Annotated in this window: 27 protein-coding genes; 9 read left to right on the forward strand and 18 right to left on the reverse strand. The window is 72.9% G+C overall.

The annotated features are described in order from the left end of the window. Positions 1-23: 23 nt before the first annotated feature. A complete protein-coding gene (locus F5972_RS13635) occupies positions 24-941 on the reverse strand; it encodes an NBR1-Ig-like domain-containing protein (RefSeq protein WP_225311479.1) in 918 nt (305 codons plus the stop codon). A gap of 47 nt (positions 942-988) precedes the next feature. Continuing rightward, positions 989-1654, reverse strand: a complete 666-nt coding sequence (locus F5972_RS13640) for an NADPH-dependent F420 reductase (RefSeq protein WP_191910118.1) — start codon at positions 1652-1654, stop codon at positions 989-991. A gap of 90 nt (positions 1655-1744) precedes the next feature. On the opposite strand from F5972_RS13640, the gene F5972_RS13645 reads away from it, so the two are divergent. Next, entirely contained in the window at positions 1745-2089 is a 345-nt protein-coding gene (locus F5972_RS13645; RefSeq protein WP_150933815.1) for a winged helix-turn-helix transcriptional regulator, read from the forward strand. Positions 2090-2100: 11 nt separating this feature from the next. Here F5972_RS13645 and F5972_RS13650 read toward each other — a convergent pair whose 3' ends face one another. Beyond that, positions 2101-2688, reverse strand: a complete 588-nt coding sequence (locus tag F5972_RS13650; RefSeq protein ID WP_150933816.1) for a TetR family transcriptional regulator — start codon at positions 2686-2688, stop codon at positions 2101-2103. A 140-nt stretch (positions 2689-2828) separates the two neighbouring features. Here F5972_RS13650 and F5972_RS13655 point away from each other — a divergent pair, with 140 nt between their 5' ends. Both F5972_RS13655 and F5972_RS13660 read left to right on the forward strand, forming a co-directional pair. After that, positions 2829-3722: an aldo/keto reductase gene (locus F5972_RS13655; RefSeq protein ID WP_150933817.1), complete on the forward strand. Its 894-nt coding sequence runs from the start codon at positions 2829-2831 to the stop codon at positions 3720-3722. A 17-nt stretch (positions 3723-3739) separates the two neighbouring features. Then, entirely contained in the window at positions 3740-4759 is a 1020-nt protein-coding gene (locus tag F5972_RS13660) for an NADPH:quinone reductase (RefSeq protein ID WP_150933818.1), read from the forward strand. 12 nt (positions 4760-4771) lie between these two features. Here the strand turns inward: F5972_RS13660 and F5972_RS13665 are convergent, their stop codons facing one another. From F5972_RS13665 to F5972_RS13700, 8 genes are all read right to left on the reverse strand, one after another. After that, positions 4772-5338, reverse strand: coding sequence for a GNAT family N-acetyltransferase (locus tag F5972_RS13665; RefSeq protein WP_150933819.1), 567 nt, complete (start codon positions 5336-5338; stop codon positions 4772-4774). 50 nt (positions 5339-5388) lie between these two features. Beyond that, the gene (locus F5972_RS13670) at positions 5389-5880 is read right to left on the reverse strand and encodes a DUF6461 domain-containing protein (protein WP_150933820.1); all 492 of its coding nucleotides are present in this window, start codon (positions 5878-5880) and stop codon (positions 5389-5391) included. Between the two features lie 102 nt (positions 5881-5982). Next, positions 5983-6444, reverse strand: a complete 462-nt coding sequence (locus F5972_RS13675; protein WP_150933821.1) for a hypothetical protein — start codon at positions 6442-6444, stop codon at positions 5983-5985. Between the two features lie 99 nt (positions 6445-6543). Beyond that, the gene (locus F5972_RS13680) at positions 6544-8076 is read right to left on the reverse strand and encodes a sensor histidine kinase (protein ID WP_225311444.1); all 1533 of its coding nucleotides are present in this window, start codon (positions 8074-8076) and stop codon (positions 6544-6546) included. Positions 8077-8079: 3 nt separating this feature from the next. Next, entirely contained in the window at positions 8080-8754 is a 675-nt protein-coding gene (locus tag F5972_RS13685) for a response regulator (RefSeq protein WP_150933962.1), read from the reverse strand. A 30-nt stretch (positions 8755-8784) separates the two neighbouring features. Then, positions 8785-10248, reverse strand: coding sequence for a serine hydrolase domain-containing protein (locus F5972_RS13690; protein WP_225311445.1), 1464 nt, complete (start codon positions 10246-10248; stop codon positions 8785-8787). A 109-nt stretch (positions 10249-10357) separates the two neighbouring features. Continuing rightward, positions 10358-10843, reverse strand: coding sequence for a DnaJ family domain-containing protein (locus tag F5972_RS13695; RefSeq protein WP_150933822.1), 486 nt, complete (start codon positions 10841-10843; stop codon positions 10358-10360). Between the two features lie 73 nt (positions 10844-10916). After that, entirely contained in the window at positions 10917-11795 is an 879-nt protein-coding gene (locus F5972_RS13700; protein WP_150933823.1) for an NAD(P)-dependent oxidoreductase, read from the reverse strand. A 96-nt stretch (positions 11796-11891) separates the two neighbouring features. Between F5972_RS13700 and F5972_RS13705 the strand changes: the two genes are divergently transcribed. Then, complete coding sequence (locus F5972_RS13705) at positions 11892-12257, forward strand: winged helix-turn-helix transcriptional regulator (protein ID WP_150933824.1); 366 nt, start codon at positions 11892-11894, stop codon at positions 12255-12257. A gap of 20 nt (positions 12258-12277) precedes the next feature. On the opposite strand, the gene F5972_RS13710 is transcribed toward F5972_RS13705, so the two are convergent. From F5972_RS13710 to F5972_RS13725, 5 genes are all read right to left on the reverse strand, one after another. Continuing rightward, on the reverse strand, positions 12278-12736 hold the full coding sequence (locus F5972_RS13710) for a hypothetical protein (RefSeq protein WP_150933825.1): 459 nt from the start codon (positions 12734-12736) through the stop codon (positions 12278-12280). A gap of 51 nt (positions 12737-12787) precedes the next feature. Next, the gene (locus tag F5972_RS13715; protein ID WP_150933826.1) at positions 12788-13666 is read right to left on the reverse strand and encodes a CDP-alcohol phosphatidyltransferase family protein; all 879 of its coding nucleotides are present in this window, start codon (positions 13664-13666) and stop codon (positions 12788-12790) included. A 63-nt stretch (positions 13667-13729) separates the two neighbouring features. Continuing rightward, positions 13730-13861: a hypothetical protein gene (locus F5972_RS38820; protein ID WP_263641825.1), complete on the reverse strand. Its 132-nt coding sequence runs from the start codon at positions 13859-13861 to the stop codon at positions 13730-13732. 208 nt (positions 13862-14069) lie between these two features. Beyond that, complete coding sequence (locus F5972_RS13720) at positions 14070-14702, reverse strand: trimeric intracellular cation channel family protein (protein WP_225311446.1); 633 nt, start codon at positions 14700-14702, stop codon at positions 14070-14072. A 49-nt stretch (positions 14703-14751) separates the two neighbouring features. After that, on the reverse strand, positions 14752-15834 hold the full coding sequence (locus F5972_RS13725; RefSeq protein WP_150933827.1) for a L,D-transpeptidase: 1083 nt from the start codon (positions 15832-15834) through the stop codon (positions 14752-14754). 147 nt (positions 15835-15981) lie between these two features. On the opposite strand from F5972_RS13725, the gene F5972_RS13730 reads away from it, so the two are divergent. The 4 genes from F5972_RS13730 (at position 15982) to F5972_RS13745 (ending at position 19661) form a co-directional block, all read left to right on the forward strand. After that, positions 15982-16596, forward strand: a complete 615-nt coding sequence (locus F5972_RS13730; protein ID WP_150933828.1) for a pentapeptide repeat-containing protein — start codon at positions 15982-15984, stop codon at positions 16594-16596. Positions 16597-16704: 108 nt separating this feature from the next. Continuing rightward, positions 16705-18135, forward strand: a complete 1431-nt coding sequence (locus F5972_RS13735; protein ID WP_225311447.1) for an aldehyde dehydrogenase family protein — start codon at positions 16705-16707, stop codon at positions 18133-18135. A gap of 150 nt (positions 18136-18285) precedes the next feature. After that, positions 18286-18972: a siderophore-interacting protein gene (locus F5972_RS13740; protein ID WP_150933829.1), complete on the forward strand. Its 687-nt coding sequence runs from the start codon at positions 18286-18288 to the stop codon at positions 18970-18972. Positions 18973-19076: 104 nt separating this feature from the next. Beyond that, positions 19077-19661, forward strand: coding sequence for a hypothetical protein (locus F5972_RS13745; protein ID WP_150933830.1), 585 nt, complete (start codon positions 19077-19079; stop codon positions 19659-19661). Positions 19662-19736: 75 nt separating this feature from the next. On the opposite strand, the gene F5972_RS13750 is transcribed toward F5972_RS13745, so the two are convergent. Next, positions 19737-20213 carry a MarR family winged helix-turn-helix transcriptional regulator gene (locus F5972_RS13750; RefSeq protein WP_225311448.1) on the reverse strand — a complete coding sequence of 159 codons (477 nt, stop codon included), beginning with the start codon at positions 20211-20213 and terminating at the stop codon, positions 19737-19739. A 105-nt stretch (positions 20214-20318) separates the two neighbouring features. On the opposite strand from F5972_RS13750, the gene F5972_RS13755 reads away from it, so the two are divergent. Beyond that, positions 20319-22418, forward strand: coding sequence for an MMPL family transporter (locus tag F5972_RS13755; RefSeq protein ID WP_150933831.1), 2100 nt, complete (start codon positions 20319-20321; stop codon positions 22416-22418). A 17-nt stretch (positions 22419-22435) separates the two neighbouring features. Here the strand turns inward: F5972_RS13755 and F5972_RS13760 are convergent, their stop codons facing one another. Further along, complete coding sequence (locus F5972_RS13760; protein ID WP_150933832.1) at positions 22436-26857, reverse strand: cation-translocating P-type ATPase; 4422 nt, start codon at positions 26855-26857, stop codon at positions 22436-22438. Between the last annotated feature and the right edge of the window lie 5 nt (positions 26858-26862).

The following is a 26862-nucleotide window of genomic DNA, read 5'->3' on the forward strand; positions in this document are numbered from 1 at the left end:
TCACGTACGGCGGGGATCAGGCGTCAGCCGACGATGACCTGGAAGTTGAGCGGCCGGCCTCCGGGGAACGCGACCCGTCCCGAACCCTCCATCATCTTGAACCGCACGTAGCACAGGCCCGGCTTGCTCGGGGTGGTGATCTCGGTCCGGATGTCGACCATCTCTCCGGGGCGCGTGTCCTTGATCGGTACGTCGGACACGGTCTGGCATTGATCAGGTCGCTGCGGGAGGTCGAGGCGATGCAACGAATATCCCTTCCACGGCACCGTCCCGGCGTTCTTGAGCCGCCATACCTTGGTCAGGGTCTGGCGGGGGCCGACGCGCGTGCAGTCGGGCAGCGTGATGTCCCCGATGAACTTCGCCGAATCGCCTTCGTGCGCGGGCGGGCTCGACGGCGGGTTGGTGGCGTGCACCGGGCAGTCGGCCGCCGACAGCCCGGAATTCGACGGGCTCTCGGACGGGTCCAGGCCGTGCCCGTCGGTGCCGGAGCCACGATTGACGGCGACCACGACGAGGACCGCTGTCGCCGCACCGACGGCCGCCACCGCGAGCGCGGCCGGGCGGGGCCGGAATCGCCCTCGGCCCCCTGGCGCGGAGGGGACCGGCCGGACGTCGCCCGCGATCTCGCCGGCCGGCCGTGGGGGTTGCGACGCGACGTCCGTGGCGAAGGCTTCGAGCCCGGCGCCCGCCGATCTGACCGCCAGGTTCGCTCTCTCCCAGCGTTCGCGGTACGCGGCCGGGTCCGCGCCGCACGCCTTGACGAACTCGGTGGTGGTCTCCCAACTGGGGAGCCGGTTGCCCTTCGTGGCTTCGTGCAACGTCGTGTGGGAGATCGCCCCCGACCGGCCAGACATTTCCCGGAAAGGTGGGTTGCCGACCGATTTGCGGAGTTGTCGCAGTGCCGCCGCGAAGTCCTCGATCGCCTCCGCCCGTGCAGGCATGTCGTCCACCGGGTGAAGCTAACAGTGCCCACAGTATTCACTCAAGCTCAGTCTGTCGTCGTCCCGGCTGCTCGGAGGAGTGCCGGGTCCACGTCCGGGACGGCGAGCCTCGGGTTGTGACCCGCTGCGACGACTCGCATGACGAATCCGGCGGCCTCCTCCAACTGCCGGGCGCCGCCGAGCCCGCCGACCACCGCGGCCCGTCCGCCGAGATCTCCGATCAGTGCCGCGGCGTGGTCGAGGGCTTCTGGCTCGTCACCGCAGATGGCCACGACCGGCGCCGACTCCCGCGGACCCGCGTACGGCCACGAAGCTCCGGCGAACAGGTGGAGCGCCTTCACCACGCGCGCACCGGGAGCCGCATCAGCCACGAGTGCCGCGGCCGAGCCGGACGCCGGCTTCAGGTCACCGGTCGCGTGGTCGACCGGGTTGGTGCAGTCGATCACGGTCATGCCGGCCAGCGCCCCCTGGGGGCCGCCGACGAGGGAGAGCGCCCCCTCCAGCCCTTCCCAGGCGACCGCGATCACGAGCGCGTCGACCCGGGCCGCGAGGCCGGCGGGGTCGGCGGCCTCCGCCGCGGGGCCGATCCGGCCGGCGGCCCGGCGGGCGCGCATCGGGTCGCGCCCTGCCACCAGCAGCGAATGCCCTGCCGCGGCCCAGGCTCGGCCAAGCGTTACGGCGAGGTTCCCGTTGCCCAAGATCCCCAGGTTCACAGCGATCTCCTCTGTCTCGAAAGGCTTCCCGGGGAACGCTACGAACGACGCTCCTACCATCCGGTAGGCGACCGATGTGAGACTGGATCCGTGATCGATGGGTCCTGTCAGACGTTCGTCTCCGACTGCCAGGTACGCGCCGCGGCCGAGCTCATCAGCCACGCCTGGGATCCCGTCGTGCTCTCGGCCCTGCGCCTCGGGCCGACGCGGCGCAGGGAACTGCTCACGCGCATCGCGGGAGTCAGCGACAAGGTTCTGACCGAGGCCCTGCGACGTCTGCGGGCGCGCGGACTCGTCCTGAAAGGCGGCGGCCAGGCGGGCGCGGTCTATCGGCTCTCCCCGCTGGGCGAGTCGTTCGCGAACGGGCCCCTCGCGCAACTCGCGCAGTGGGCCGCCGACAACCAGGACGAGCTTGCCGCCCGGGCGGCGTCATGACCTGACGGCCGTCACCGCGCCCTCATGCCGTCGAGGATGAGCGAGATGACACTCGCGGCCTCCGCCTCGATCTCCGGGGACTGCCATTCCGGGGCGTGCCTCGGATCGAGAAATCGGGTGCTCGCGTTGTAGACGGCTCGCGCGGTCACCTCCGGATCGCAGGGCGCGAAGTCGCCGCCGGCCACGCCGTCGGCGACGACGGCGCGGATCTGGTCGAGCAGGAACGTGAGATGAGACCGCGACTCGGTGCTGTGCTCGGCCGCAAGCACCCGGAAGGTGGCGAACAGCTCCGGGTCTTCCCTCGCCTTCGCCCACTTGACGGCGAACATGGAGGTGAGCAGGCCGCGTAGCCGCTCGGGCGGGGTCAGTTCGGCGTCCTGAACCGCCGCCACGAGATCCTCCCGCACCCGGTCGAGCCAGCGCCGGATCACGGCCTCGCGCAGCGCCGCCTTGGACGGGAAGTGCCGGTACACGCTGCCGTGGCTCACGCCCAGCACCCGTGCGACGTCGAGCACCGTGGTCTTCTCCGGCCCGTGACGGCGCAGCACCTCCTCGGTCGCCGACACGATCGTCTCCGCGTCGAGTGGCTCTCCGCGCATCGGATCTCCCTGTCGAGCTGGTACGAGGCGGTCTCCGGCCCCCGCAGCGGAACGTACGTCAATGGGCTGACGGCCGTCAAACCATGTTCGACAGATGACAAATATTGAAATCTGTCATCAATCGTTTGTACGGTGTGGCCATGAGCACTCCTACTGCTTCCTTCGCCGGCCGTACCGTGTCCCGGGTCGGCTACGGCGCGGCCCAGCTCGACCGCCTGCACGACCGTCGCGACGAGGCCGTCGCGCTGGTGCGACGCGCGGTCGAGCTGGGCGTGAACCACGTCGACACCGCCGAGTTCTACGGCTTCGGCTTCGCCAACGCCGTGATCCGCGAAGCCGTACGCCCCGAAGACGACGTGGTGGTCGTCACGAAGGTCGGGGCCGAGCCGAACCCGGGCGGGCGTCTGCCGCTGCGGATGGCGCAGCGGCCCGAACAACTGCGGGCCGGTGTCGAGGACAACCTGCGCAGCCTCGGCGTCGACCGGCTCGCCGTGGTCAATCTCCGGCGCGCGGACTCCGGCCCGGGGCTGCGTCCCCAGGGCGACCAGGTGGTCGACCTCGACGACCAGCTCGCCGTCATGACCGCCCTGCGCGACGAGGGCAAGATCGGCGCGATCGGCCTGGGCAGCGTGACCCTCGACGGCCTGCGCCGCGCCCTGCCGGCGGGCATCGTCTGCGTGCAGAACGCGTACAGCCTTGTCTCCCGCGACGACGAGGACATGCTGCGGTTGTGCGCGGCCGAGGGCATCGCGTGGGTGCCGTTCTTCCCGCTCGGCGGGGCCTTTCCGGGCCTGCCCAAGCTCACCGACGAGCCGATCGTCCACGCCGTGGCCGAGTCGCTGGGCGTCACGCCCGCCCAGGTCGGCCTGGCCTGGCTGCTGCACCACGCCCCGAACGTGCTGCTCATCCCCGGCACCGCCGACCCCGGCCACCTGGAGGCCAACATGGCGGTCGGCGAGATCACCTTCGACGACGCCACCCGTGCCGCCCTCGACGCGGTCGAGTCCCGCTCCAGCGAAGTCCCGATCGGCTAGGCGGAGAAGGACGGATCATGAAGGCGATCGTCTACCGCGACAACGGCGGCCCCGACGTACTCCGGCTCGTCGACCGCGACCTGCCCGCACCCGGGCCCGGCGAGGTGCGCGTCCGGGTCGCGGTGTCCGGGGTCAACCCGGCCGACTCGCAGGCCCGCTCCGGCGCCACCGGACCCAAGCGGTTCCCGGAGGTCACCCCGCACCTGGACGGCGCCGGCGTCATCGACGCGGTCGGTGAGGGAGTCGATCGAAGCCGGATCGGTCAGCGGGTCTGGCTGTTCATGGCCGCCGCCGGGCGGCCCACCGGCACCGCCGCCGAGTTCACCGTCGTACCCGCCGATCAGGCCGTGCCGCTGCCCGGTGAGGCCGGTTTCGACGTCGGCGCCGCACTCGGCGTCCCCGCGCTCACCGCGCACCGCGCGCTCACCGTCGCCGAGGACGGGCCGCGCCGCCTGCGGCCCGGTGCGCTCGACGGCAGGGTGGTGCTCGCCGCGGGCGGGGCCGGAGCGGTCGGGCACGCGGTGATCCAGCTCGCCCGATGGGCCGGCGCCACCGTGATCAGCACGGTCAGCGGCCCGGAGAAGGCCCGGCTGGCCACCGCAGCCGGCGCCCACCACGTGGTCGACTACCGTGCGGGCGACCCTGCCGCCGAGATCCGTACGATCACCCCGGACGGCGTCGACATCGTCGCCGAGGTGGCGCTCGGTGCGAACCTCGCGCTGGACCTCGCCGTGCTGCGCACGCGAGGCACGATCTCGACGTACGCCAACGAAGGTGGCAGACCGGTCGAACTCAACGTGCCACGGACCATGGTGCTGAACGCCCGCATGCAGTTCCTGGTGCTCTACACGGCTGGTCCTGCGGCGCGCGCCGCGGCCGCCGAGGACGTCGCCGCCGCGGTCCGCGACGGCGCACTGCCGGTCGGCGAGGAACACGGCCTGCCGCTGGTCCGTTTCCCGCTCGGCCGCACCGCCGACGCGCACCGTGCGGTGGAACGCGGCGTGGTCGGCAAGGTCCTGGTGGACGTCACCCGATGACCCACTCCCAGGTCAGCGCCCAGGCATCCCGCGAGGAGCGCGCCGGACGTGAACGTGTCCGTCGTTGGGGAACGGCGGGTGAGCCGGGACGACCTCTTCCAGGACGTAACCGCACTTCTGCGCCACTCGGCACGACGCGTGGTTGTCCACCTGGTGGAGCAGCCTGAGGGTATCCAGGCCCTGCCTGGCGAACCTGTCGAAAGCCCAGGTGGTGAGCGACTCCAGAGCCCGGCCGGCGATCCCCCGGCCGCGTGCCTCACGGGTGGTCCAGTAACCGACGTCGGCGGAGCCTCCACCGGCGACGAGACCCTTCACCACCACGTTGGCCACCAGGCGCGAGCGACCCCCCTCGGGCTCCACGACGGCGAAGCTCAGCCGGTCACCGTCCTGCCAGCCCTTCCACTGAAGCTCGATCCACCGCCGGGCATCCTGCTCGTCGTCGACGTGGAATCTGGTCCAGCGGCGCATGACGGGGTCACGGTAGGCGTCGATCAACTCGGGGATGTCCTCTTCCGTCCAGAGCCGGAGCAGAAGAGAAGGGCCCTCGTCGTGCGGAGGACTGTGGATCACGACAGTCACGCGTGCCCCTCGAATCAGGATCGGCAGGCCGGCCGGCGGACGGAGACGACTCAGTACTCGGCGAGGACGCCGATCAGGGTGGGGTCGGCGTCGTCGCCGGGCAGTTCCAGCCCGGTGACTCCCTGCGCGAGTTCGGCGGCCTTGACCAGGTCGCCGTCCGTCTCCATGTCGAGGTCGCGCATGTGCCGCAGCAGCCGGTCGGGGTCGCTGCCGGCGCGGCTGTCGGGCTGGTCGGGCTCGAAGGCGGTGACGATCACGCCGTTCTCCGCGTACACGAATTGCTGGTCCAGGTTCACGTTGAAGAACACGGTGGCCGCCACGGTGTCCTTCGACAGGCGGGCCATGACCTCGTCCAGGGTGCCGGCGAAGCCGTTCGGCTCGACCAACACGACGCCGCCGCCGACCTCGAAGGCGGCGATCTCGCCCTCCTCTCCCTCGGCCTCGGCGACGATCGTCGCGCCCATGCGGAGCAGCGCCTCCTCGGCCGGCAGGTCACGGACGTAGGTGACGCACACGGCCTCGTCGTCGAACCAGTCGTTCATCTGAAGCCCCTTCCCGGAAACGATGCGGCGATCATCGCACCCGCCTACGACAGAGCGGGCCCGGCGTCGCGGAAGACGCCGGGCCCGCGGTCTTCCCGACGGTCAGGAGGAGCCCTTCCGGCAGTCGTCGGCCCACATGCGGGGACCGGGGACGCTGGGTCGCCGGTGCGTGGGGCCCACGAGCAGGCGGGCGGTGCCCGCCGACCTGAGCACGCCCTCGTGGACGTACCAGGATCCGGGTACGGTGGCGCGCTCGCCGTCGGCGGTGACGAAGACCGCGCCTGGCACTCCTCTGGAGCGCAGGAGCGCGACGACCCGGTCCACGCGCGCGCCGCGGAAACCGGTGCAGTGCAGCGGTTCCCCGGGGGCGTCGATGGAGGCGAGCATGGTGTACCGCTCGCCCTCCCGTCCCTGGCGTCCGAGTGTGATGTCGATCTTCTTCGAATAGCCGACGGGGATCCTCAGGCCGATCGCACAGGGAAAGTCCGCTGTGACGCAGCCGTCGATGGTCCCGATCGCGTCCTTGCGACGTCCCCCCTCCGCCGTCTGCTCGCCGCCGCGCACGGCGCCCTCCCAGATCCGGCCGACCAGACTCGGCGACGCGGGGACCAGGGCCAGCAGCTCGCGGTCCCGCTCCGGACGCGTTTCAGGCTTTGTCCCGGCTCAGGGCACCACGGCTTTCGAGGCCAGCCGGTCGTCGCGGAAGCACAGCCGGTAGGCGAGCCGGTCGGCGTTCTTCACCGTGTAGTACAGGCAGTCCTGTCCCTCGGGCGGAGCCGGCGCTCCGTCCGGCGGGCCGTCCCTGGTGAACAGGGGAAGGCCGGCCCGCACGTCGTCACGCGGAACACCCACGTGCAGTCCCTCGTACGTCTCCCGGTCGAGCACCGAGAGGGACGAGCTGACGAAACCGAGGGGGATCATGATCAGGGCGATCACGGCGAGCACCGCCACGGGCACCACGGCCGCCTCCACCAGCCGCCGCCGCATCCGGCGCCTGGCGAGGGCCAGCTCCGCGGCGGCGGCGTCGCGGACGCCCTCATGCCCCTCCTCGGAGCCGGGGCCCCGGGGGTTCCCGTCACGTCCGGCGACCGGCACCTCGGCGGAGACCTCGAAACCGCCCGCCGGGGTCGGGCCGCTGCGCAGGGTCCCGCCCGCGAGCCGTACCCGCTCGTCGAGCCCCACCAGCCCGGACCCTCCCGCAGTGGCCTCGGAAGGCGCGGCGGGGGCGGCGTCGTTCACCACCCGCACCCTGAACGCGTTCTCGTCCCGCACGAGCCGGACGCGTACGATCGCGCCGGGGGCGTGCCTGGCGGCGTTCGTCAGGGCTTCCTGGAGCACGCGGCGGACGGCGAGCGCCGCCATCGGGGGCAGGCCGCCGGTGCCGCTCGACCGCTCGACGACGACCGGGACGCCCGAGTCGCGGGCGCGCTCGACGAGGCTCTCCACGCTCTCCTCCCGGGGTGGTGCGAGGGAGTCGTCCTCCCGCAGCACGCCGATGATCTCCCGGAGCCGGTGCGTGGCCTCCGCCGCGGCCTCACGCAGCTCGCGTACGGCGTCGCGCTGCCGCGCGTCGAGCCCGGGATCCAGTTCGAGGGCTCCGGCGCGCACCGCGAGGAGTGTCAGGTCGTGGCCCAGCGAGTCGTGCATGTCTCCGGCGATGCGGGCTCTCTCCCGGGTCCTGGCCCGGCCCGCGACGGCCCGCTGTTCCCGCTCCATCCGGTCGGCGAGACGCCAGCCCGTGTCCACCAGTTCGGCGTACTGGCGATGCCAGCGGCCGGCCAGCCACGGCAGCACCACCGCGAGCAGCAGGGTGAGGAGCTGGGTGGGCCAGCCCCACAGGTCCCGCAGGACGAAGGCGGACAGCGGCAGCCCGGAGAGGGCGACGGCGGCGAAGAACCACAGGGCCGCGCGCCCGCTCACGCTCCGGCGTCCGGCCAGGTAACCGAACAGCGCCAGCGCCGCCCACGTCCAGTACAGAGGAGCCAGCATCCGCGCGTCCAGCGCCAGCGTGAGCGCCACCGGCACGGCGAGCGCGGTCAGCGGCCGGGCACGGCCCAGCGCCGTCGCGACGCCGAACAACGGGACACCCGCGATCAGCGGCATGAGGGTCCGCCCGTCGGGGTCCAGCGCCGCCGCGGCCGGCGGCACGCACACCGCCGCCCACAGCGCGAGGTCCTGGAGCCGGCGCGCCCGCACGGCTCAGGGCCTCCGATCCACGGGTATGGCGGGCACGAGACCCGCCTCGTACGCCAGGATCGCGGCCTGGACCCGGTTCCGCAGGCCGAGACGGGTGAGGATCTGGCTGACGTACCCCTTGACCGTCCCCTCGACGAGGTGCAGCCGCCGGGCGATCTCGGCGTTGGACAGCGCGGCCCCGACCAGCGCGAGCACCTCGCGCTCCCGCTCGGTCAGCTCGTCCAGGCGGTCGCGGGCGGTCGCCGGCGCGCCGTGCGCGCGCGTACGGAGGCGGGCGATCACCTGGCGGGTGACGACGGGGGAGAGGTACGCGCCGCCGGCGGCCACCGCACGGACCCCGGCGATCAGTTCCCGGGGATCACCCGACTTGAGCAGGAAACCGGAGGCTCCGGAGCCGAGCGCGCTCGTCACGTACTCGTCCTCGTTGAACGTCGTGAGCATCACGACCGCGATCTCGGGGAGGACGCGCCGCAGTTCGGCGGCGGCTCCGAGCCCGTCGAGCCGCGGCATCCGCACGTCGAGCAGGCAGATGTCCGGGCGGTGGCGCAGGGCGAGGTCCACGGCCTCGCGCCCGTCGGCCGCCTCGGCGACCACGTCGACGTCGCCGGCCGTGCCGAGGATGCTCCTGATCCCGGCCCGGATCAGCGCCTCGTCGTCGGCCAGCAGGACCCGGATCATCTCTGACCTCTCCGACCTCATGGTGGGACGCTACCGAAGCACGGTGCGGGCGAGGCGGGCGGCCACGACGGCGACGGCGGCCAGCGCCCCGGTGGCGGCCCAGACGTACAACGCGGGCCAGACGTACGTCAGCTGGTCCAGCGTGCCCGCCCGGTTCAGCAGCAGCCCGGCCAGGTCCGCGAGCCCGAGATAGAGCACGGGAGGCAGCGCGTACGGGACCAGCCGCGCGACCAGCCGCCACGAGGGCCCGCCCGTACGGCGGCGCGCCCAGCCACCGGAGCGCACCACGCCCGTCGCGCCGAGCGCGAGGTTGAGCAGCGACAGGCCGCCCAGCCAGTAGTCCGCCGTCATCGTGAAGGGCGCCGCGTCCGGGGCCGGCCTGCCCTCGGTCATCCCGGCGATGCCGTCACTGATGATCTCCGCGTCGTCGCCGGAGATCATGCCGGTGTTGGTGACGACGGCGATGCCGTACCCGCTCGCGGGAAGGATCGTCTGCGCCGAGTTGTGCGTCAGCAGCCAGCCGGTGTGCCGCAGCACGGGGGCTCCCCCGCCGGTCCGGCCGGCCGACCAGCCCATGCCGTACGTGCTGCCGCCCACGCCCGAGGGGGCCTGGGCCGTCCTGACGATGCCCGGCGGGAGGACGTGACCCGCGCCGTCCTGCGCGATCAGCCATCTGGCCATGTCGTTCGCGGTGCTGACGACGCCGAAGGAGCCGTTGACGAACCACTTCGGATGCGCGCGCCCGATCACCCGGCCGTAGGCCCGGACGTACCCGGCGCCCGCGCCGGGGAACTCCTCCGTCGTGTTCACCGTGCGGGTGGACGTCATGCCGAGCGGGCTGAGCACCGAGGCGGCCAGGTAGCCGGCGAACGGCGTCCCCGACACCACCTCGGCCAGCCGGGCCGCGACCGCGTAGTTGGGATTGTGGTAGATCATCCGGGTGCCCGGCGTCGCCGCGAGCCGGGCGTTCCGGAGCATCGTGACGGCGCTTTCGAGGGTGTCCGGCGCCGGGAGAGTCAGTTCGGGGAAGGTCCGGTCGCTCATGCCCGAGGTCTGCTGGAGCAGCTGCCGTACGGTGATCCCACCGGCCCGGGGATCGGCCATCGTGAACTCCGGCAGATACCGCCGCACCGGGGCGTCCAGGTCGATCCTGCCCTCGTCGGCGAGGCGGAGCACCGCCAGCGCGGTGAACGACTTGGAGATCGAGGCGAGCGGCATCGGCGTGTCCGCGGTGATCGCCTCGCCGCCCGCCGTGTGCCCGTGCCCGGCGGCGTACACCACCCGCTCGCCGCGGACGACCGTCACCATCGCGCCGGGCAGCCCGGTCCGCCGCATATACGACCGCACGTAGCGGTCGATCGCCGCCGGTGTCACCTCGCCCGGCCGCTCGGCGGCGACCCCCGCCGCGGTGCTCGCCGCCGCCGTCGCCGCTACCGCCGTCCCCGCCAGTGTCACCAGCAGGCCGGCGACCGCGGCGATTCTCCGTGTCCGCACCGTCTTCTCCCCGATCTCTCACGTGTACGCAGGTCACGTACGGTATGAGCCCTCAGGGGGCGGCACAGCGGACGATCGGAAGGTCTCTCACCCGACTTTCGTCAGGTGTTCAGCGGCGCCACAGGCGGCGGAGGAAGGAGCGCCTGGCCGGGGCGCGCGGGGGAGCGGGTTCCGTCTCGGCGGCCCGATCGGCGACCGGGTGGGCGGCCCGCCATCCGGCGGCGACCTCGTCCACGTCGATGAGCGGCTGCACGACCGGTGGGCCCGACAGGGGCCTGCGGTAGCTCTCGCGGATCCTGTCGTTCATCTCCTCGGCGATCCCGCGCGCCTCGGCCTCGGTCCGCGCGCCCAGCGCCGCCGCCCTGGCCTCCTCGGCCTCCTTGCGCAGCGCCAGCGTCCCCGGCAGCGGGAACGACAGGTTCTCCGCCCGCATCTTCTGCTTGATCCACCACATCTCGTCGTACGGCTCGCCCGCGCCGGGGATGGGCTTTCCGGCTCCGGGCAGGTTGTCGAACTCCCCGCGCTCGGCGGCCTCGCGGATCTGCCGGTCGATCCACGACTCGAAGCTCATCCCGAGGGGTCTGCGGTCCGTCACGGCCTCACCTCGCACGTACGGTCGGCATCTCCTCGCAGGATAACCAACGCCCAGCCGGCCGCCCGCGGGCCGCTCACGGCACGCGCAGCAGGTCGATCACCCCCGTGGTGCCCTCGCCGTCATGGCCGCCGGCCAGCCTGCGCTCCATGAGGGTCATGAACGGGGTGAGCAGTTCGGGGCTGACCCTCTGCTCTTCGGCCGTACGCAGCAGGGTCGCGTTGCCCCGGACCATCATCGCCAGGCCGGACGTGACGTTCCTCGTGTAGTCGCCGGTGTCCAGATGGTCGGCGACGCCGTACGCGTACGAGGCCATCGCCCTCAGCCAGCCCACGACGAGATCGGCGAACTCCTTCGGGGCGACGTCGTCCCTGGTGAGGGCGAAGGCGTGCGCGACTCCGGCGAACATCCCGGTCATCGCGCTGAGCAGCGCGACGTCGAGGAGGGCGGCGAGCCCCGGGTCCTCCCCCGCGTAGACGGTTCCGGCGGGTACGGCCAGCGTGCCCGCGTGGTCCTCGAACAGCGCCCGGGAGCCGCTGTAGAAGACGTACGCCCCGGAGCCCGCCGTGCCGATCATGGGCGGGACCGCCATGACGCCGCCGTCCAGGAAGCGGGCCCCGCGTTCACCGGCCCACCGGGCGCGGGCCCGGGCCTCCTCCGGGGTGCCGGTGGTGAGGTCGACCAGGTCCTTGCCGGACGGGTCGGCGCCGTCGAGAACCTCACCGGCCGAGGCGTGGTCGAGCAGGCAGACGATCACGAGGTCGCTCGCGGCCACGGCCTCGGCGGGGGTCGCGGCGACGCGGGCGCCCTGGTCGGCGAGCGCTTCGGCACGTGCGGCGGTGCGGTTCCAGACGGTCACCGGGTGGCCGGCCGCGAGCCAGGCGCGGGCGAGCGCGCCGCCCATCGCGCCCAGGCCGAGGAGGGACAGCGCGGGCTTCTCAACGGTGGAGGTCATGCCGGTTAGGCTGGTCGCGAGCCCCGGGTCGATCAAGTACGCACTTTCGGGTGGGTGGTTACCCCGGGGTGAGCGAGCAGGCGGAAGGGGTGGGCCATGCGGGCCTCGCGGCGGCCGGGAGCGTCCGTCTGCGGGCTCGACGCGGCGATGGACGTGATCGGCGGGAAGTGGAAGAGCTCGATCCTCTGGGCGCTGAACGAACACGCCTGCCGTTTCGGCGAGCTGCGCAGGCTGCTGCCCGGCGTGACCGAGAAGGTGCTCGCCTCGCACCTGCGGGAGATGGAGGCGGACGGCATCGTGCACCGCGAGGTGTACGACGAGGTGCCGCCGCGGGTGGAGTACTCCCTGACCCCGCTCGGCGTCGCGCTCAACGAGGCGCTCGCCCCGCTCGGCGTGTGGGGACGCGAGCACCTGCTCGGCGGACGGGACGACCACCACTCCACGACCGATGATCGTGGATAGCGGCGTTCGCCCGGATCCGGTTACGGCGTCGTCTCGTGCCCGGGCTCCCCGGGAGTGCGGCGCTGCTGCTTGAGCTCCGCCTCGAAGAGGTGGCGGCGGCCGCCGGCCAGTTCGTCTCGGGCCTGTCGCTCCAGCTCCTGGAAGACCGCGTAGTAGCCGTCGTCGTACTCCTCGACGATCTGGAAGGTCCAGCGCCCCTGGAGGACGTTCCGGCCGATGAGCTCGCGTTCGATCCGGTCGGCCCACTTGTCGTGCCCGGCCTGGCGCAGCAGCCGTACGGCGTTGTCCAGCTCGAAGTCCGCCGTGCCGGTGAGCTGGTGGAAGGCGTAGAGGTGACCTCTGACGCGGTGGATCGTCTCCAGCGCCTTGCTGAGCCTGCCCAGCGCGTCGACGGTGACGTCGTCGAGGCCGGGCGGGCGGCGGTGCTCGGGATCGGGCCGGGCCGGGAGGTCCTCGCGGGAATCGTCGCGTTCGGTCATGCCCCCACCGCTACCCAGCGATCTGACACCTCTACCAGCGAAGACGCGGAGTCATCCGGAGGCGCGGATCACGGCGAGCACGCGGGACAGGTCGCGTGACGACAGCAGGAGCTTGTACATGATCGCGGCCTCGAACAGCAGCAGCAGGGCCGCCGCGCCGATCGTCACCGGCACGATCGCGCCGGTCAGCGGCCCGACGATGAACACCGCCATCTGGAACTCGATGCCGCTCATCAGATGCGTACGGATCCGGTGCGCGCGCAGCCACTCCCGCAGCCGCGGATACCAGGAGAAGCGGCTGCGGAACTCCTCCTGCAGGTCGACGGCCGCGGCCAGGCGCACCCTGATCTCGTCCGGGTCGTCGTCGGGGTCCTCGCGCAGCAGCACTCGCGGAAGGGGCGCGGGGTCGCCGGACGACTCGCAGTAGGCCCTCCGCACCCTGCGCCGCATCTCCCGGCGGACCTTCGCGATCTGCAGGGCGTCGACGTAGCGGAGCATGTCGAGGAACACCACCGTGATGCCCAGCAGCGGGTAGACGTCGTCGCCGGTCACGCGGTACTGCCCCCACACCAGCGCGATGGTGCAGGTCAGCACCCTGATCCGGTCGAAGACGTAGTCGAGCCAGCCGCCGAGGACGGTGCCCGTCCCCTTCAGCCGGGCGATCTTCCCGTCCATGCAGTCGAGGACGAAGCTCAGGTGGTAGAGCACGGCCCCCGCGACCAGCCACGACCACTCCGCCCGCAGGAAGCACCAGGCCGACCCCAGGCCGAGCGCGAAGGCGCCCCAGGTGATCTGGTTGGGGGTGACGGACGTGCGGTTGGCGGTTCCGACGACCAGCCGGCCGGCCAGGGGATCGACCAGGAACACGGTCCACCAGGCGTCGCGCGCCTTGTACGTCTGTGAGCGTACGTCGTGAAATGTGAACTTCATCTTTTTAGGGGGGCTTTCTGGTTGTTCGGCGAGTCACGTGTTCGGTGAATCACAGGGGAAACGTCACAAATCGTCGTCCAGATCTTCCGTTTCGTCCGCTTCGTCGTCCTGGTCGAGCGCGTGCGAGTCGTCACCCAGATGCGGGTCGTCGGCGTCGAGCAGAGCGATCATCAGCAGGAGAAGAGTCTTGGGCATACCCGCGCCTTCGGGTCGGCGTTCCTTCGGCGTTTCTTCGGTGTTTCTTTCCGGTGTTTCTTTTCCTGCGACTCATCAAAGCACCCGCCGGCCGCCTCTCGCGGCTTTTTCCCGGGGTGCCCGGGCATGCGAAATCGCCAAACAGCGATAAATGTGGATTTGGGCGGGCGCGCATATCAGGCGCGCATCGGACCGGCGCGGGGACTTGTCAGGCCGGTCCGCCGACGCCCCGGGCGAGTGGAGCGCGCCAGCCGTACCGCATGGCGAGGATGCGGAGCGCGAATGCGAGCACGGCAGAGGACAGGGTGGCGGCGAACCCCCGGATGTCCATCGCGTACAGGACGGCCATCGCCGTCGAGCCGAGCATCGCCGGCACCGCGTAGAGCTGGCGGTCGTAGAGAAGGGTCGGCATCTCGCCGGACAGGACGTCGCGGAGGACGCCGCCGCCGACGGCCGTGCAGACGCCGAGCAGCACGGCGTGCAGCGGCGAGAGACCGTAGGCCAGTGCCTTGGCGGTGCCGACCGCGCAGAACAGGCCGAGACCGGCCGCGTCGAAGACGAGCACACCCGGCATCGCCCGCTCGACCTGCGGATGCCAGAAGAAGGCGATGGCGGTGGCCGCGATCGGGACGAGGAGATACCAGGTGTCCCGGAAGGCGGCGGGCTGCACGCCGATGAACAGGTCGCGCGTGATCCCGCCGCCGACGGCGGTGAAGAACGCGAGCACCGCCATGCCGACCACGTCGAGCCGTTTGCGTACGCCCTGCAACGCGCCGGAAAGGGCGAAGACGAAGATTCCGGCGAGGTCGAGCGCGGGAGTCACAGCTGTGGAGTCTTCCACACGGCTCCCCCACGGCTCCGACGCGGTCGGCCGGCCTACCTGGGGCGCGTCACCCCTCCAGGCCTCCGGAGGTCGGGGAGGGGGACGCGGAGGGAGCGGGGGAACCGGCCGGCAGGGCGCTGCCGCGCTTCCACTGGGTCCAGCTCAGCTGCCAGTAGCTCCAGCCGTTGCGCCAGTCGAGCTTGCGCTTGGTGCCGGTGACCTGGACGACGTCGCCGCGCTGGCTGATGCCGTAGAACCACTTGGCCCCGGCGGGGGTGGCCCGCACGCAGCCGTGGCTCTGGTTCGACTTGCCGAGGAACTGGTAGTCGCCCGCGCTCTGGTGGACGTACTCGCCGCTGTCGGAGATCCGGACCGCCCAGGGGATCTCCAGCTTGTAGTAGAGCGGGTCCTTCGGGTCGGTGACGCCGAGCCAGGACGAGGTCATCGTCTCGACCCGCTTCTTGCCCATGGCGAGGTGGACGCCGCTGGTCGTCAGGTAGACGTCCACGCCGTTCTTGACCAGGCCGCCGCGGCCCGCGCTGATCGGGATGGTCTTGGCGAGCTTGCCGTCGCGGCGGACCTTCATCACGTGCTTCTTCGTGTCGACGACCGCGATGTTGGCGGTGCCGACCGCGAAGCGGCGCGAGACGTCCTTGGCGGCCTCGTTGCCGGGGATCTGGCTCAGCAGGGCCTTGAAGAGCACCTTCTGGTGCGGCTTCCAGTACGTCTTGGTCCGATAGATGACCTTGCGGTCGGAGACCCAGCGCCACGCGCCCTCGACCGGCTTCTCGGCCTGGACCTGCAGGACCGACTCCGCGGCCACCCGGTCGCGTACGGCCCGGTCGAACGTGACGATGATCGGGAAGCCGACGCCGACCCGCTCGGTCTTCTCGCCCATCGGGGTGATGTCGGCGATGGCCAGCTTCGGCTTGCCCGCCCTGCGTGCCGTCCTGGACGCCGCGTGCGGCGCGAGCCCGGTGGCCTGCGCCGCCGGAGTTTGGGCGGCCGGAGTCTGTGCGGCCGGGGACTGTGCCGCCGCGGCCTGTGCTGCTTCGGTCTGTGGGGCTGTGCCCTCCGCCGAGCAGGCCGCGGAGACGGCGATGGCGGCGACGGTCAGTGTGACGTGGGCCGCCCGCCGGAGGATGTTCACGGTCTACTCCTCATAGGGGGTTTCACTGCGAATTGCACTCCCTTGGAACGTATGAAAAGCCGGTTTTGTGCGTCCGAGGGGGTAACGATCAAGTAACTGTCGGGGGCGGGCGATACGGTCGGCGCATGTGTTGTCAAAGGGGTGGCCGTGGCTGAGCGCGCGTACGGCAGGCAGGCTCCGCCCACGGAGAGCACGGTCGAGTCCGAGGACTGGGACAGCCGGGACCTGTCGGGGGAGAGCCACCGCAGGGTGGAGTTCACCGACGTCGACATGACCGAGGCGTCGAGCCGGGGCGCGGAGTTCTTCGAGTGCGTCTTCCGCGACGTGCGGTTCAACGTGTCCGCGCACACCGACTCGGCCTTCGTGAGCTGCACGTTCGTCCGGTGCTCGTTCTTCGACGCCACCTTCACGGGGTGCAAGCTCGTCGGCAGCGTCTTCGAGCGCTGCACCCACGACCTGATGAAGGTGGAGGGCGGCGACTGGTCGCTGACCGCCCTGCCGGGCGCCGACCTGCGCCGCGCGTCCCTGACCGGCGTGCGGATGCGCGAGGCCGACCTGACCGGAGCCCGGTGCGCGGGGGCGACGATCCGCGGGGTGGACCTGTCCGGCGCGTGGCTGCACCGGGCCGACTTCTCCCGGTGCGACCTGCGCGGCAGCGACCTGTCCGCGCTCGACCCGCGTACGGCCGAGATCGCGGGCGCCGTCGTCGACCCGCATCAGGCGATCGTCATCGCCGAGTCGCTCGGCCTGGAGGTGCGCTGACGGGACGTCCGAAACCGTGGTGATAACCGTACGCACCGGGGGGTAGCGAGCAGGGTAGAGCGACCACGGCGGGATGAGACACGGCGGGTGAAACGGGAGGAGACCGGGGTGCGCGACAGGGATCGCTGGGTGCTGACCGACGGCGAGTGGACGGCGAGCGCGAGCGAACGAGACCGCACGGTCGCCGACCCCGCGACCGGCGAGCCGCTCGGCGACTTCCCCGCCGGCTGCGCCGAGGACGTGGAGCGCGCCGTGGACTCGGCCCGCCGGGCCCAGGCGGGCTGGGCCCGTACGGCGCCCGCCGAGCGGGCGGCGTGCCTGCACCGGATCGCCGGCCGGATCGAGGCCCGCGCGAACGAGCTCGCCGAACTGGTGACCAGGGAGATGGGCAAGCCGATCGGCGACAGCCGAGGCGGCGTGGCGGCCGGCGCCGGCACGCTCAGGCAGTACGCCGAGCTGGGGCCCCTGCACCGGGGGCGCAGCCTGCAGGGCGGCTGGGACGCCACCGACCTCATGGTCTACGAACCGCGCGGCGTCGTCGCGGTGATCACCCCGTGGAACGACCCGGTGGCCATCGCCTGCGGGCTCGTCGGGGCGGCCCTCGTGACCGGCAACGCGGTCGTCCACAAGCCGTCCGAGCGCACGCCGCACACGGGGGCGCTGCTCGCCGGGCTGATGGCGGAGGAGCTGCCGCCGGGCGTGCTGACCATGGTGCCGGGCGACCGGCACGCGGGGGAGGCGCTGGCCGCGCATCCGGGGATCGACCTCGTCGCGCACGTCGGCTCGACCGCCGCGGGCCGCGCCATCGCCGCCGTCGCCGCGCGGACGGGCGCGAAGACCCTGCTGGAGAACGGCGGCAAGGACCCGCTGATCGTGGACGCCGGGGTGGACGTGAAGTGGGCGGCGGGGCAGGCCGCGACCGGCTGCTTCGCGGGCGCCGGGCAGATCTGCACCTCCGCCGAGCGCGTCTACGTCCACCGGGACGTCGCCGAGGAGTTCCTCGCGGCGCTGGTGCAGCGCGCCGAGGAGCTGCGCATGGGCCCGGGCCTGAACGAGGAGACCACCCTCGGGCCGCTGGTCGACCGGGCGCAGCGCGACGTCGTGGACCGGCACGTGCGCGGCGCGATCGAGGCGGGCGCGCGGCTGCTGACCGGCGGATACGTCCCCGAGGGCCCCGGAGCCTTCTATCCGCCGACCGTCCTGGCCGACTGCACCGAGAACATGGAGATCATGTGGGAGGAGACGTTCGGCCCGGTCGCGGCGGTGCGGGTGGCCGGGTCGTTCGACGAGGCGCTGGAGCTGGCCCGTGAGTCGCGGTACGGCCTCGCCGCCACGGTCCTCACGCCGTCGATGGGCAACGCCCAGCGGGCCTGGCGGGAGCTTCCGGTAGGCACTGTGAAGATCAACGCCGTCTTCGGCGGCGCGCCGGGCGGCGCCGCGCAGCCGCTGCGCGGCAGCGGGCACGGCTTCGGCTACGGCCCCGAGCTTCTGGACGAGATGACCCACACCAAGGTCGTCCACCTGAGCCCGCTGCCCTGAGCCCCCTGCCTTGGCCCCGCTGCCCTGAGCTCACCGGCCTGAGTTCACTACAGGCTCCCCGCTTGACTTCGGGTGCACGTCGACCGCCACTGTTGACCCCATGAACCCGACTGACCCCGTGAACGTGAGCAGTCGCAGGGAGGCCGCGCGATGAGCCTTTTCCTGCACGGCACCGTCGCCGAGATCGAGCAGGTCGCCGAGCGCATGCGCCGCGTTCGCATCGCCGGGCCCGATCTGCGCGGCCTCGCCTGGAATCCGGGCAACCACATCCGCGTACGGGTGGGCGACCCGCGCTCGCCGCGCTCGTGGCTGCGCGGGCTGCTGCGCACCTACTCGATCTGGCAGTACTCGCCCGACGGACATCTCGACCTGTGCGTCCTCGACCACCCCACGCCCGGACCGGGAGCGCTGTGGTCGAGGGAGGCGCGTGTCGCCGATCCGGTCGCCTTCATCGCCCCCCAGGGCAGGTTCGTCGTACGCGCGGACGCGCCGTACCACCTCTTCGCCGGGGACGAGACCGCGGCCGGCGCGTTCGGGGCGATGCTGCGCGCCCTGCCTCCGGACGCGACCGTGTATGGCGCGATCTCGGCGGAGGGCCCCGGCGACCGTCTTCCCCTGGCGCGAGCCGACCGCCTCAGCTGGTCCTACCGGCCGGCCGATCTCGTCGGCGCGGTCCGCTCCCTGGACCTCCCCGCCACGCCGGGCGTCGCCTACCTGGCCGGACAGGTCCGTGACTGCCAGGCGGTGCGCGACCACCTCGTCCGCGAACGCGGCTGGTCGCGCGCGGACATCGTGATGAAGCCCTTCTGGGCTCCCGGACGGCGCGGCATGGACTGACGGGCTCGTCAGGCTTGACCCGACATTGGGCGTCGGCGGCGTGATCGGCGGAGACGCGCTGCCTACCGTCTTCCTCGTAGGATCCGTGACCTCGGGGGAGAATCATGATCATGTTCTCGGCCACCGCCGCTCTCGCCGCGACGCTGATCGCCGGACCGGCCGCGTCCGCCGACCCCAGACCACCCGCGGCCCTCTCCGGCGACATCGCCGGCGCCACCGCCGACAACCCGGGCGCAGAGGCGCCGGCGCCGCGGCTCGACAAGGGGCTCGACAAGGGGCCCGACAGTGGGCTCGACACGGTGGTGAGCGACCCCGGCTATGGCCCCTCCGGCCCGGACGACAGCACCGAGGACAGTCCTGGTTTCACCACCACCGGCTACAGCCCGGCGTACGCGCCGGTCGCGAAGCCGGCCGTCATGCCCGCCGTCATGCCGGCCGTCGCGCCCGCCTCTCTCACCGGACAGGCCGCCCCTCAGGCCGCCCAGCCGAAGCAGGCCGTCTACCACCTGAAGGGCAAGGACGGCGTGCGGCACGACGTGGTGGTCGTCCCGATCTCGGACGACCCCTCCAAGCCGATCACGCTGCCCGACTTCGGCTTCCAGAAGTTCAAGGTGACGGACAAGCCGCGCACCCACCGGCCACGGGCCCACAAGCACCACCACCGTGGCAAGGCGCACCCGCACCGCTGACTCCGGCACCGCTGACTCCGGCACCGCTGACTCCGGCACCACTGACGCACGCTCCGTCGCGAGAGGCGCGCCTTCTCACGAGCCCTCGCCGGCCGTCTCCTGCCTGGCCGCGACGGTGGCCTCGATGCTCCGGTCGAGGAAGCGCCCGATGACCCGGCGCTCCTCCGGGGTGAACTCGTCGAGCGCCGCCGACATCCGCCGTCCGAGCGGTGCGAAGAACCGGCCCGCGAGGGCCGCCGCCTGCTCGTGCATGGCGAGTTCCACCTTGCGCCGGTCGCCGGTGCTCCGGTGCCGCGTGAGATGCCCGGCCTGCTCAAGGCGGTTGATCAGGGCGCTGGTGGCGGGCGCGCTCAGGTTGAGCGCCGCCCCCAGCGCGCCGGGGGTCAGCGGCCGCCCCTCGCGTGAGGCGTCCATGATCACGGTGAGCGCGTTGAGATCCGTGCGGTGCAGCCCGTGGCCGACGGCGAACTGTTCGGCGAACCGGTCCACCTCGACGTTGAGACGCCGCATCAGGTTCATCAGCTCGAAGGGATCGATGGTCTCCTCGGCCACACGCACCACACCTCCCGCGTTGCCAACCACACCCGGCTCCACCTAATCTTTCCATGGCAGAAATATTCCACCGCAGAAATATTTCACCATGGAAAGAGATGGCGGATGAGGCCAGCAGATACTAGTGGATGGGCGGCGCTCTCGGGTCCCCGGGGCAAGTGGCTCGCGGTCGTCCTGGCGATCATCGTCTCCAGTCTGGCCCTGGCGCTCGGGGGCGCGTCCAAGGTGAACACCGACCCGGCCGCCGCGCTGCCCAGGGGCGCGGAGTCGGCCACGGTGGCGCGGCTGCAACAGCGGCTCCCGAGCGGCCAGCTCGCGCCGGCCCTGGTCGTCTACAGCCGTGACGGCGGGCTGTCTCCGGAGGACCGGGCGTCGATCGACGCGGACGCGCGGCGGTTCACCTCCGTGGCGGCAGGCGGGCGGGTGCCGCCGCCCGTCTACTCGGAGAAAGGCGACGTGGCGCTGCTGAGCGTGCCGCTGCGCGGCGCGCTGCCACTCGCCGATCTCACCGGCACCGTACGGCAGATCCGCGCGGAGGCCGCGGACGGCCTGCCCGCGGGGGCGCGGGCGCAGGTCACCGGCCCGGCCGGGTTCAAGGTCGACCTCGCGGCGGTGTTCGACGGCGCGAACTTCACCCTGCTGGCGGTCACCGCGTCGGTCGTCGCGCTCCTGCTGCTGATCACCTATCGCAGCCCGTGGCTCTGGCTGGTCCCCCTCGGCGTCATCGGCGTCGCCGACCAGGTCGCGGCCAAGATCGTCGCCATTCTCACCCGCACGGCCGGGCTGACCGTGGACGACTCGACCCTCGGCATCACCTCCGTGCTGGTGTTCGGCGCGGGCACCAACTACGCGTTGCTGCTCATCGCCCGCTATCGGGAGCAGCTTCGCGTGCACGACGACCGGCACCGGGCCATGGCGCGGGCCGTCCGCTCGGCGGCCCCGGCCATCCTGGCCAGCTCGGCGACGGTCACGCTCGCCCTGGTGACGCTGGTCCTCGCGGACTCGCCGGCGGTGCGCGGCATCGGCCTGGCCGGGGCGATCGGCATCGTGACCGCCGTCGGCTACGCCCTGCTGGTCCTGCCCGCCACGCTCGTGCTGTTCGGCCGGGGGCTGTTCTGGCCTTTCGCCCCGAAGACGGGGCAGCCCGACCCGGCCCGCGGCGGCGTGTGGGCCCGCGTGGGCGGCGCGGTGTCGCGGCGGCCCGCGCTGATGACCGCGGTGAGCGTGGCGGTGCTGGCCGTGCTGGCCCTGGGCGCCGTGGGGCTGAAGGTCGGCCTGTCGCAGACGGAGCAGTTCCGGGAGAAGGTGGAGGCGATCGCGGGGCAGGAGACGCTCGGCCGCGCCTTCCCGGCCGGGAGCGCACAGCCGCTCGTCCTGATCTCCCGCGCCTCCGCGGCCGAGCAGGTCGCGGCCGCCGCCTCCCGGGTGCCCGGGGTCGTGCGCGTCACGCCGGGCGACCGGACCGCCGAGTACGCCCGGGCCGACGTGGTGCTGGGCGCGGAGCCGGGGACGGAGGCGGCGTTCTCGGCGGTCCGCGCGCTGCGCGCGGCCGTGCACGCCGTGCCCGAGGCGCAGGCCGTCGTCGGCGGGCAGGCTGCCGCCGACCTGGACGAACGCGACGCGGCCACGCGTGACCAGAAGCTGATCATGCCGCTCGTGCTGGGAGTGGTGCTGCTCGTCCTGCTCGCCCTGCTCCGCTCGGTGGTCGCGGCGGTGACGCTGGTGCTGACCGTGATCGCGAGCTTCGGGGCCAGCTTCGGCGCGGGCTGGTTCGCCTTCAGGCACCTGCTCGGCTTCCCCGCGCTCGACCTCGACGTCCCGCTGCTGAGCTTCCTGTTCCTCGTGGCGCTGGGGATCGACTACAACATCTTCCTCGCCACCCGGGCCAGGGAGGAGGCGGCGGAACAGGGCACCCGCGAGGGCGTGGTCACCGCCCTCGCGGTGACGGGCGGGGTCATCACGAGCGCCGGGGTCCTGCTCGCCGCGGTGTTCTCCGTGCTCGGCGTGCTGCCACTGATCACGCTCACCCAGATCGGGGTGATCGTCGGGTTCGGCGTGCTGCTCGACACGATCCTCGTGCGCAGCGTGCTCGTCCCCGCGCTGGTCACGCTGCTGGGCGACCGTTTCTGGTGGCCCGGCGACCCCGCGGCCGGAGCGACGTCCGCGCGCGCGTCCGTACGGGAAGCGGAGGCGGCCCGCCCCTGATCGGCCCGTACGGGCGGTCAGGCCGGGACGGGCACGGGGGCAGGGGCTCCGCCGGGCTCGGCCCGCACGCTCGGCTGTGTGCTCGCCGGTGTGCTCGCCTGCCCGGCCGGGCGCCGTACGAGCATGCCCACGAGCGTGGCGGCCGCGGCGCTGGTGAGGCCGATGACCCAGCCCACCGGTCCGAGCGGGCGGCACCCGAAGACGGTGCTGACCCCCGGCACCGTGACGATGAACCCCAGGACGGCGAGCGACGACAGGGCGGCCAGCGCGATCACCCGGTCCCGCCCGCCCTCCACCAGCGTCTGCATGAGCTGGGCCGACACGAGCGCGACGAGACCGATCGTGTTGGCCCGCGTGCGGGTGCCGCTGAGGCGGCCGGCGAGCCACGCGGCCGTCGCGGCGCCCGCCGTCACCACGGCCCGCAGGTGGATGTCGCGGGTCAGCGACGCGCCCAGCGACGCCTCGGGACCCTCCGCGAGCAGCCTCTCGGGGTCGGTCGAGGCCGGCGGCCGTACGGCGACCACCATGGCCGGCACCATGTCAGTGAGAAGGTTGACCAGCAGGAGCTGCCGGGCGTTGAGCGCGCTGCCGCCGCCGAGCAGGCTGGACCCCACGGTGAAGGCGATCTCGCCGATGTTGCCGCCGAGAAGGATGCTCAGCGAGTCGCGCACCGAGCTCCACATCGCCCGGCCCTCGACGATGGCGTCCACGATCGTCTCGATGCGGTCGTCGGTCACGACGAGGTCGGCGGCGGCCCGGGCGGCGGGGGTGGCCCGCGAGCCCAGGGCGATGCCGACGTCGGCCGTGCGGATGGCGGGCGCGTCGTTCGCGCCGTCGCCGGTGACGGCCACGACCTCTCCGGCCCGGCGCAGGCAGGTGACGATCCTCGCCTTGTGGGCGGGGGTGGCCCGGGCGAAGACCGACACCTCGGGCAGCACCTTGGTCAGCGTCTCGTCGTCGAGCTCGTCCAGCGCGGGGCCGGTCATCACCCGCCCGCCGTTCAGCGCGTTCAGCTCGACCGCGATCGCCTCGGCGGTGCTGGGGTGGTCGCCGGTGACCATGACGACCCGGACCCCGGCCCGCATGAGGCGGCCGACGCTCTGCGCGGCCGTGGGCCTGACCGGGTCGGCCAGGCCCAGGAAGCCGAGGAAGCACAGCTCCTCGATGCGCGACTCGTCCAGGTCGCTCCGGTCGGACGCGGACCGCTGCGCGACGGCGAGCACCCGGTATCCCTGCCGGGCCAGCCGGTCCACCTCCTGCTCCAGCTCCAGCCGTACGGACTCGTCGCAGGGCACCTCGCCGGTCTCGCGGTGGACCGTGACGCAGTGGGTGAGCACGACCTCGGGGGCGCCCTTCACGCTGAGCAGGTGGCCGTGCTCGGTGCGGCCGAGCACGGCGTGGTATCCCCGGCCGGGTTCGAACGGCATCTCGTCGACGCGTTCCCAGCTCGCGAACCCCTCCTCGGGGGTGATCTCCAGCCGGTGGGCGCCCTCCAGCACGGCGCGGTCGGTCGGGTGGGCGATCACCCGCCCGGCGCCGGACCGGGGGCTCGCCCGTACGGCGGCGGCGAGGACGCGCCGCAGCGCGGCGTCCGTGTCCGCCGTCTCGATCGGGCGGCCCGCGCGTCCGTCGGAGAGGTGACGCAGGCTGATCCGGCCCTCGGTCAGCGTGCCCGTCTTGTCGAAGCACAGCACGCCGACCCGGCCGAGGGCCTCGATCGTGGACGGGTTGCGCACCAGCGCGGCCCGCCTGGACAGCCGCCGGGCGGCGGCGAGCTCCGCCGCGGTCGCCACGAACGGCAGCCCCTCGGGCACGGCGGCGACCGTCAGGCTGACGGCGGGGGTGAGCGCCTGGGCGAGGGACCGCCCGCGCAGGAGGTCGGTCACGAGCAGCGCCACCCCCGAGGCGATCGAGAGCGGGAGGATCCGCCGGCTCAGCTCCCGCAGGCGCAGCTCGACACCGGTGGGCGGCGCGGGTTCCCCGGCGAGCCGGGCGCTGCGCCCCGCCTCCGTCAGGTCGCCGGTCGCGACGATCACCGCCCGGCCGCTGCCGGCCGCGACCGTCGTCCCCTGGTAGACCATCGAGACGCGGTCGGCGACGGCCGCCGCCATGGTCGGCGCGGCCGTCTTGGCGACCAGCTGGGACTCCCCGGTGAGGCTGGACTCGTCGAGCTCCAGCCCGACCGCCTTGATGACGCGGGCGTCCGCGGGCACGGCGTCGCCCGCGCGCAGTTCGACGACGTCACCGGGGGCGAGGTCGTCCTTGGTGGCCTCGACCACCCCCTCGGGGCGGCGGAGCCGTACGAGGACCTCGGTCGTCTCGGTCAGCTGGTGCAGCGCCTGGTCGGCCTTGAACCGCTGCACCCCGCCGAGGAACGCGTTGACGACCATGACGCCGCCGATCAGCACGGCGTCGAGCATCGAGCCGACCATGGCGGAGATGCCCGCGCCGGTCGCGAGGGCGGGCGTGAGCGGGTTGGCGAGCTCCTCCACGGTGGCCCGGGCCAGGGAGTGCGGCGCTTCCTCCTCCTCGGGCACGGCCTGCGCGCGGCGCCTGCCCGCCTCCTGCCCGGCGATGCCGTTCGGCGAGGAGTCGAGCCGGGAGAGCACCTCACGGGCCGACATGGCGTGCCACGGGGTGGTGTCGGCGCGGGGCGGGACGGGGATGCGCCCGGCGCCGCGCCCGGCCCACTCGCCGAGCGCGATGGCGGCCCCGGAGACCGCTGCGCTCGCGATCTGCGCCCGCCGCAGGGCCGTGCCGGCCGGGCCCGCGACGGCCAGCAGGGTGCCGACGACCGCGCCCGCGGCCCCGAGCCGCACGGCGTTCGTGCTGGTGCCGCGCGCGCGGGGCAGGCAGCGCAGGAACAGGTGGACGCCGTGCAGCTCTCCGGCGACGTCGGCGTCCCACGGCACGCCCCCTTTGGGATCGACCACCCCGACGCCGATGTCGGCCTGCGCCAGCGCGTGCCGGGCGCACGCGGACACGACGACCACGCAGTGGCCCTCCGCCTGCAGCTCGTAGACGCGCCCGGCGAGCTCGGCGCCGCCGGGCAGCAGGCGGGGGATCGCGAGGCGTCGCGCGAGGCCCTCGTCGCCGCCCGCGAGGAAGACGGTGCCCGAATCCCTGGCCGCCCCCTTGGCCGCGCTGACGACGGGCACGGCCAGGGCGTCGATCTCCGGGGCGAGACCGGCGACGGCGACCCGGGCGCCGTCCCTGGTCACCTCCACGGCCCGCAGGCCCCGGCTCCGCCAGTCGTCGCCGCCGGGAACGAGCCGCGCCGGGTCCGGCAGCGGCCGGGCCGACCACCCGTCCCCGTTCCGGGCGCGCCCGGGATCGGCGAAGTCGATGAGGGAGTAGAGCCGGGAGTACAGCTCGTCGAGGTCGAGACCCTCCACCAGCGGCTCGACCCGGTCGATCGTCCACGAGCCGGTTGTGAGGGCGGCGGCGTCGAGGATAACGGTGTCGACACGGTCCATCTTGCGCAGGGAGTCGGCGTCGAAGACCACGGTCTCGTGTTCGCCGAGCGCGCGGAGGACGGCGCCGGAGAACGCCTCCCGGCCGAGGTCGGCGGCCCGCGGGGTGGCCGAGACGAGCACGGAGACCGCCCGCTCGCCGCGGGTGAGGAACCGGGCCGCCGCGTAGCCCGCGGCGCTGATCGGGCCGACCACGTCGGCGTACCGCTCGATCGGGCCGTGGGGGAGAGGGCAGGGCCGGGGCCGCGAACCGGCCCTGACATGGTGGTAGGCGCCCGGCCGCTCGGCCAGGCGTTCCTCCAGGTTCTCCCAGGCGTACCGGCCCGCCCTGGTCTCCACGTAGCGGCCGAACGAGGCCGCCGCCTGCACCAGCAGTCCCGCCGGGCGGAGGGTGAGCGTCTGGGTGACCAGGTTGGCCGTGGTGAAGAGGACCTCGGCGGGCCGCCGGCCGAGGCGCCGGTCGAGCTCCTCGCGGAGCGCGGGCGTCGCGTTGACGAGCTGCACCAGCGAGGGCACGGCGGCGGGGAGCCGGGGCACGCGCACCGCCTTCGCGAGGAAGACCCACCCGATCCCGGCCAGGCCCGCGCCCAGCCGTACGGTCGCCCTCAGGTGCTCGTGCGCCAGGTGGACGGGCGTCTCGCGGGCGCGCTCCTCCAGCGAGTCGAGCTCGGCGGTGATCCTCAGGAGCTCGTCCTGGTCGGTCAGCTCGGGGTCGCAGGCGACGAAGACGCAGGAGAGGCGGCCGTTGACCTCCGCCCGTTCCACGCCGGCGACCTCGCCCAGCCGCGTCTCCAGCCGTGTGACGGCCTCCTCGGAGCCGGGCCGGCCGATGCCGTGCAGGCCGATGCGCAGCCCTCCCGGGCAGAGGCGCATCTCACGGGTGCACGGCAGCAGGTCGCGGAGCGGTTCGGGCAGCACGCTCCGCAGCAGGGCCACCGACGTCGTGAGCCCCTGAGTGAGGATCATCACCC

Origin of the sequence: Microbispora cellulosiformans (assembly GCF_008728085.1) — a bacterium.
In the GTDB taxonomy this organism is placed as follows: Bacteria; Actinomycetota; Actinomycetes; order Streptosporangiales; family Streptosporangiaceae; genus Microbispora; species Microbispora amethystogenes.

Bases quoted from the DNA above. Each gene is read 5' to 3' on its own strand.
- F5972_RS13660 (WP_150933818.1), top strand. From the start codon at position 3,740: ATGAAGGCGATCGTCTACCGCGACAACGGCGGCCCCGACGTACTCCGG.
- F5972_RS13650 (WP_150933816.1), bottom strand. From the start codon at position 2,688: ATGCGCGGAGAGCCACTCGACGCGGAGACGATCGTGTCGGCGACCGAG.
- F5972_RS13710 (WP_150933825.1), bottom strand. From the start codon at position 12,736: ATGACCGAACGCGACGATTCCCGCGAGGACCTCCCGGCCCGGCCCGAT.
- F5972_RS38820 (WP_263641825.1), bottom strand. From the start codon at position 13,861: ATGCCCAAGACTCTTCTCCTGCTGATGATCGCTCTGCTCGACGCCGAC.
- F5972_RS13760 (WP_150933832.1), bottom strand. From the start codon at position 26,857: ATGATCCTCACTCAGGGGCTCACGACGTCGGTGGCCCTGCTGCGGAGC.
- F5972_RS13740 (WP_150933829.1), top strand. From the start codon at position 18,286: ATGAGCCTTTTCCTGCACGGCACCGTCGCCGAGATCGAGCAGGTCGCC.
- F5972_RS13700 (WP_150933823.1), bottom strand. From the start codon at position 11,795: ATGACCTCCACCGTTGAGAAGCCCGCGCTGTCCCTCCTCGGCCTGGGC.
- F5972_RS13655 (WP_150933817.1), top strand. From the start codon at position 2,829: ATGAGCACTCCTACTGCTTCCTTCGCCGGCCGTACCGTGTCCCGGGTC.
- F5972_RS13745 (WP_150933830.1), top strand. From the start codon at position 19,077: ATGATCATGTTCTCGGCCACCGCCGCTCTCGCCGCGACGCTGATCGCC.
- F5972_RS13685 (WP_150933962.1), bottom strand. From the start codon at position 8,754: ATGATCCGGGTCCTGCTGGCCGACGACGAGGCGCTGATCCGGGCCGGG.
- F5972_RS13635 (WP_225311479.1), bottom strand. From the start codon at position 941: ATGCCTGCACGGGCGGAGGCGATCGAGGACTTCGCGGCGGCACTGCGA.
- F5972_RS13715 (WP_150933826.1), bottom strand. From the start codon at position 13,666: ATGAAGTTCACATTTCACGACGTACGCTCACAGACGTACAAGGCGCGC.
- F5972_RS13705 (WP_150933824.1), top strand. From the start codon at position 11,892: ATGCGGGCCTCGCGGCGGCCGGGAGCGTCCGTCTGCGGGCTCGACGCG.
- F5972_RS13670 (WP_150933820.1), bottom strand. From the start codon at position 5,880: ATGAACGACTGGTTCGACGACGAGGCCGTGTGCGTCACCTACGTCCGT.
- F5972_RS13755 (WP_150933831.1), top strand. From the start codon at position 20,319: ATGAGGCCAGCAGATACTAGTGGATGGGCGGCGCTCTCGGGTCCCCGG.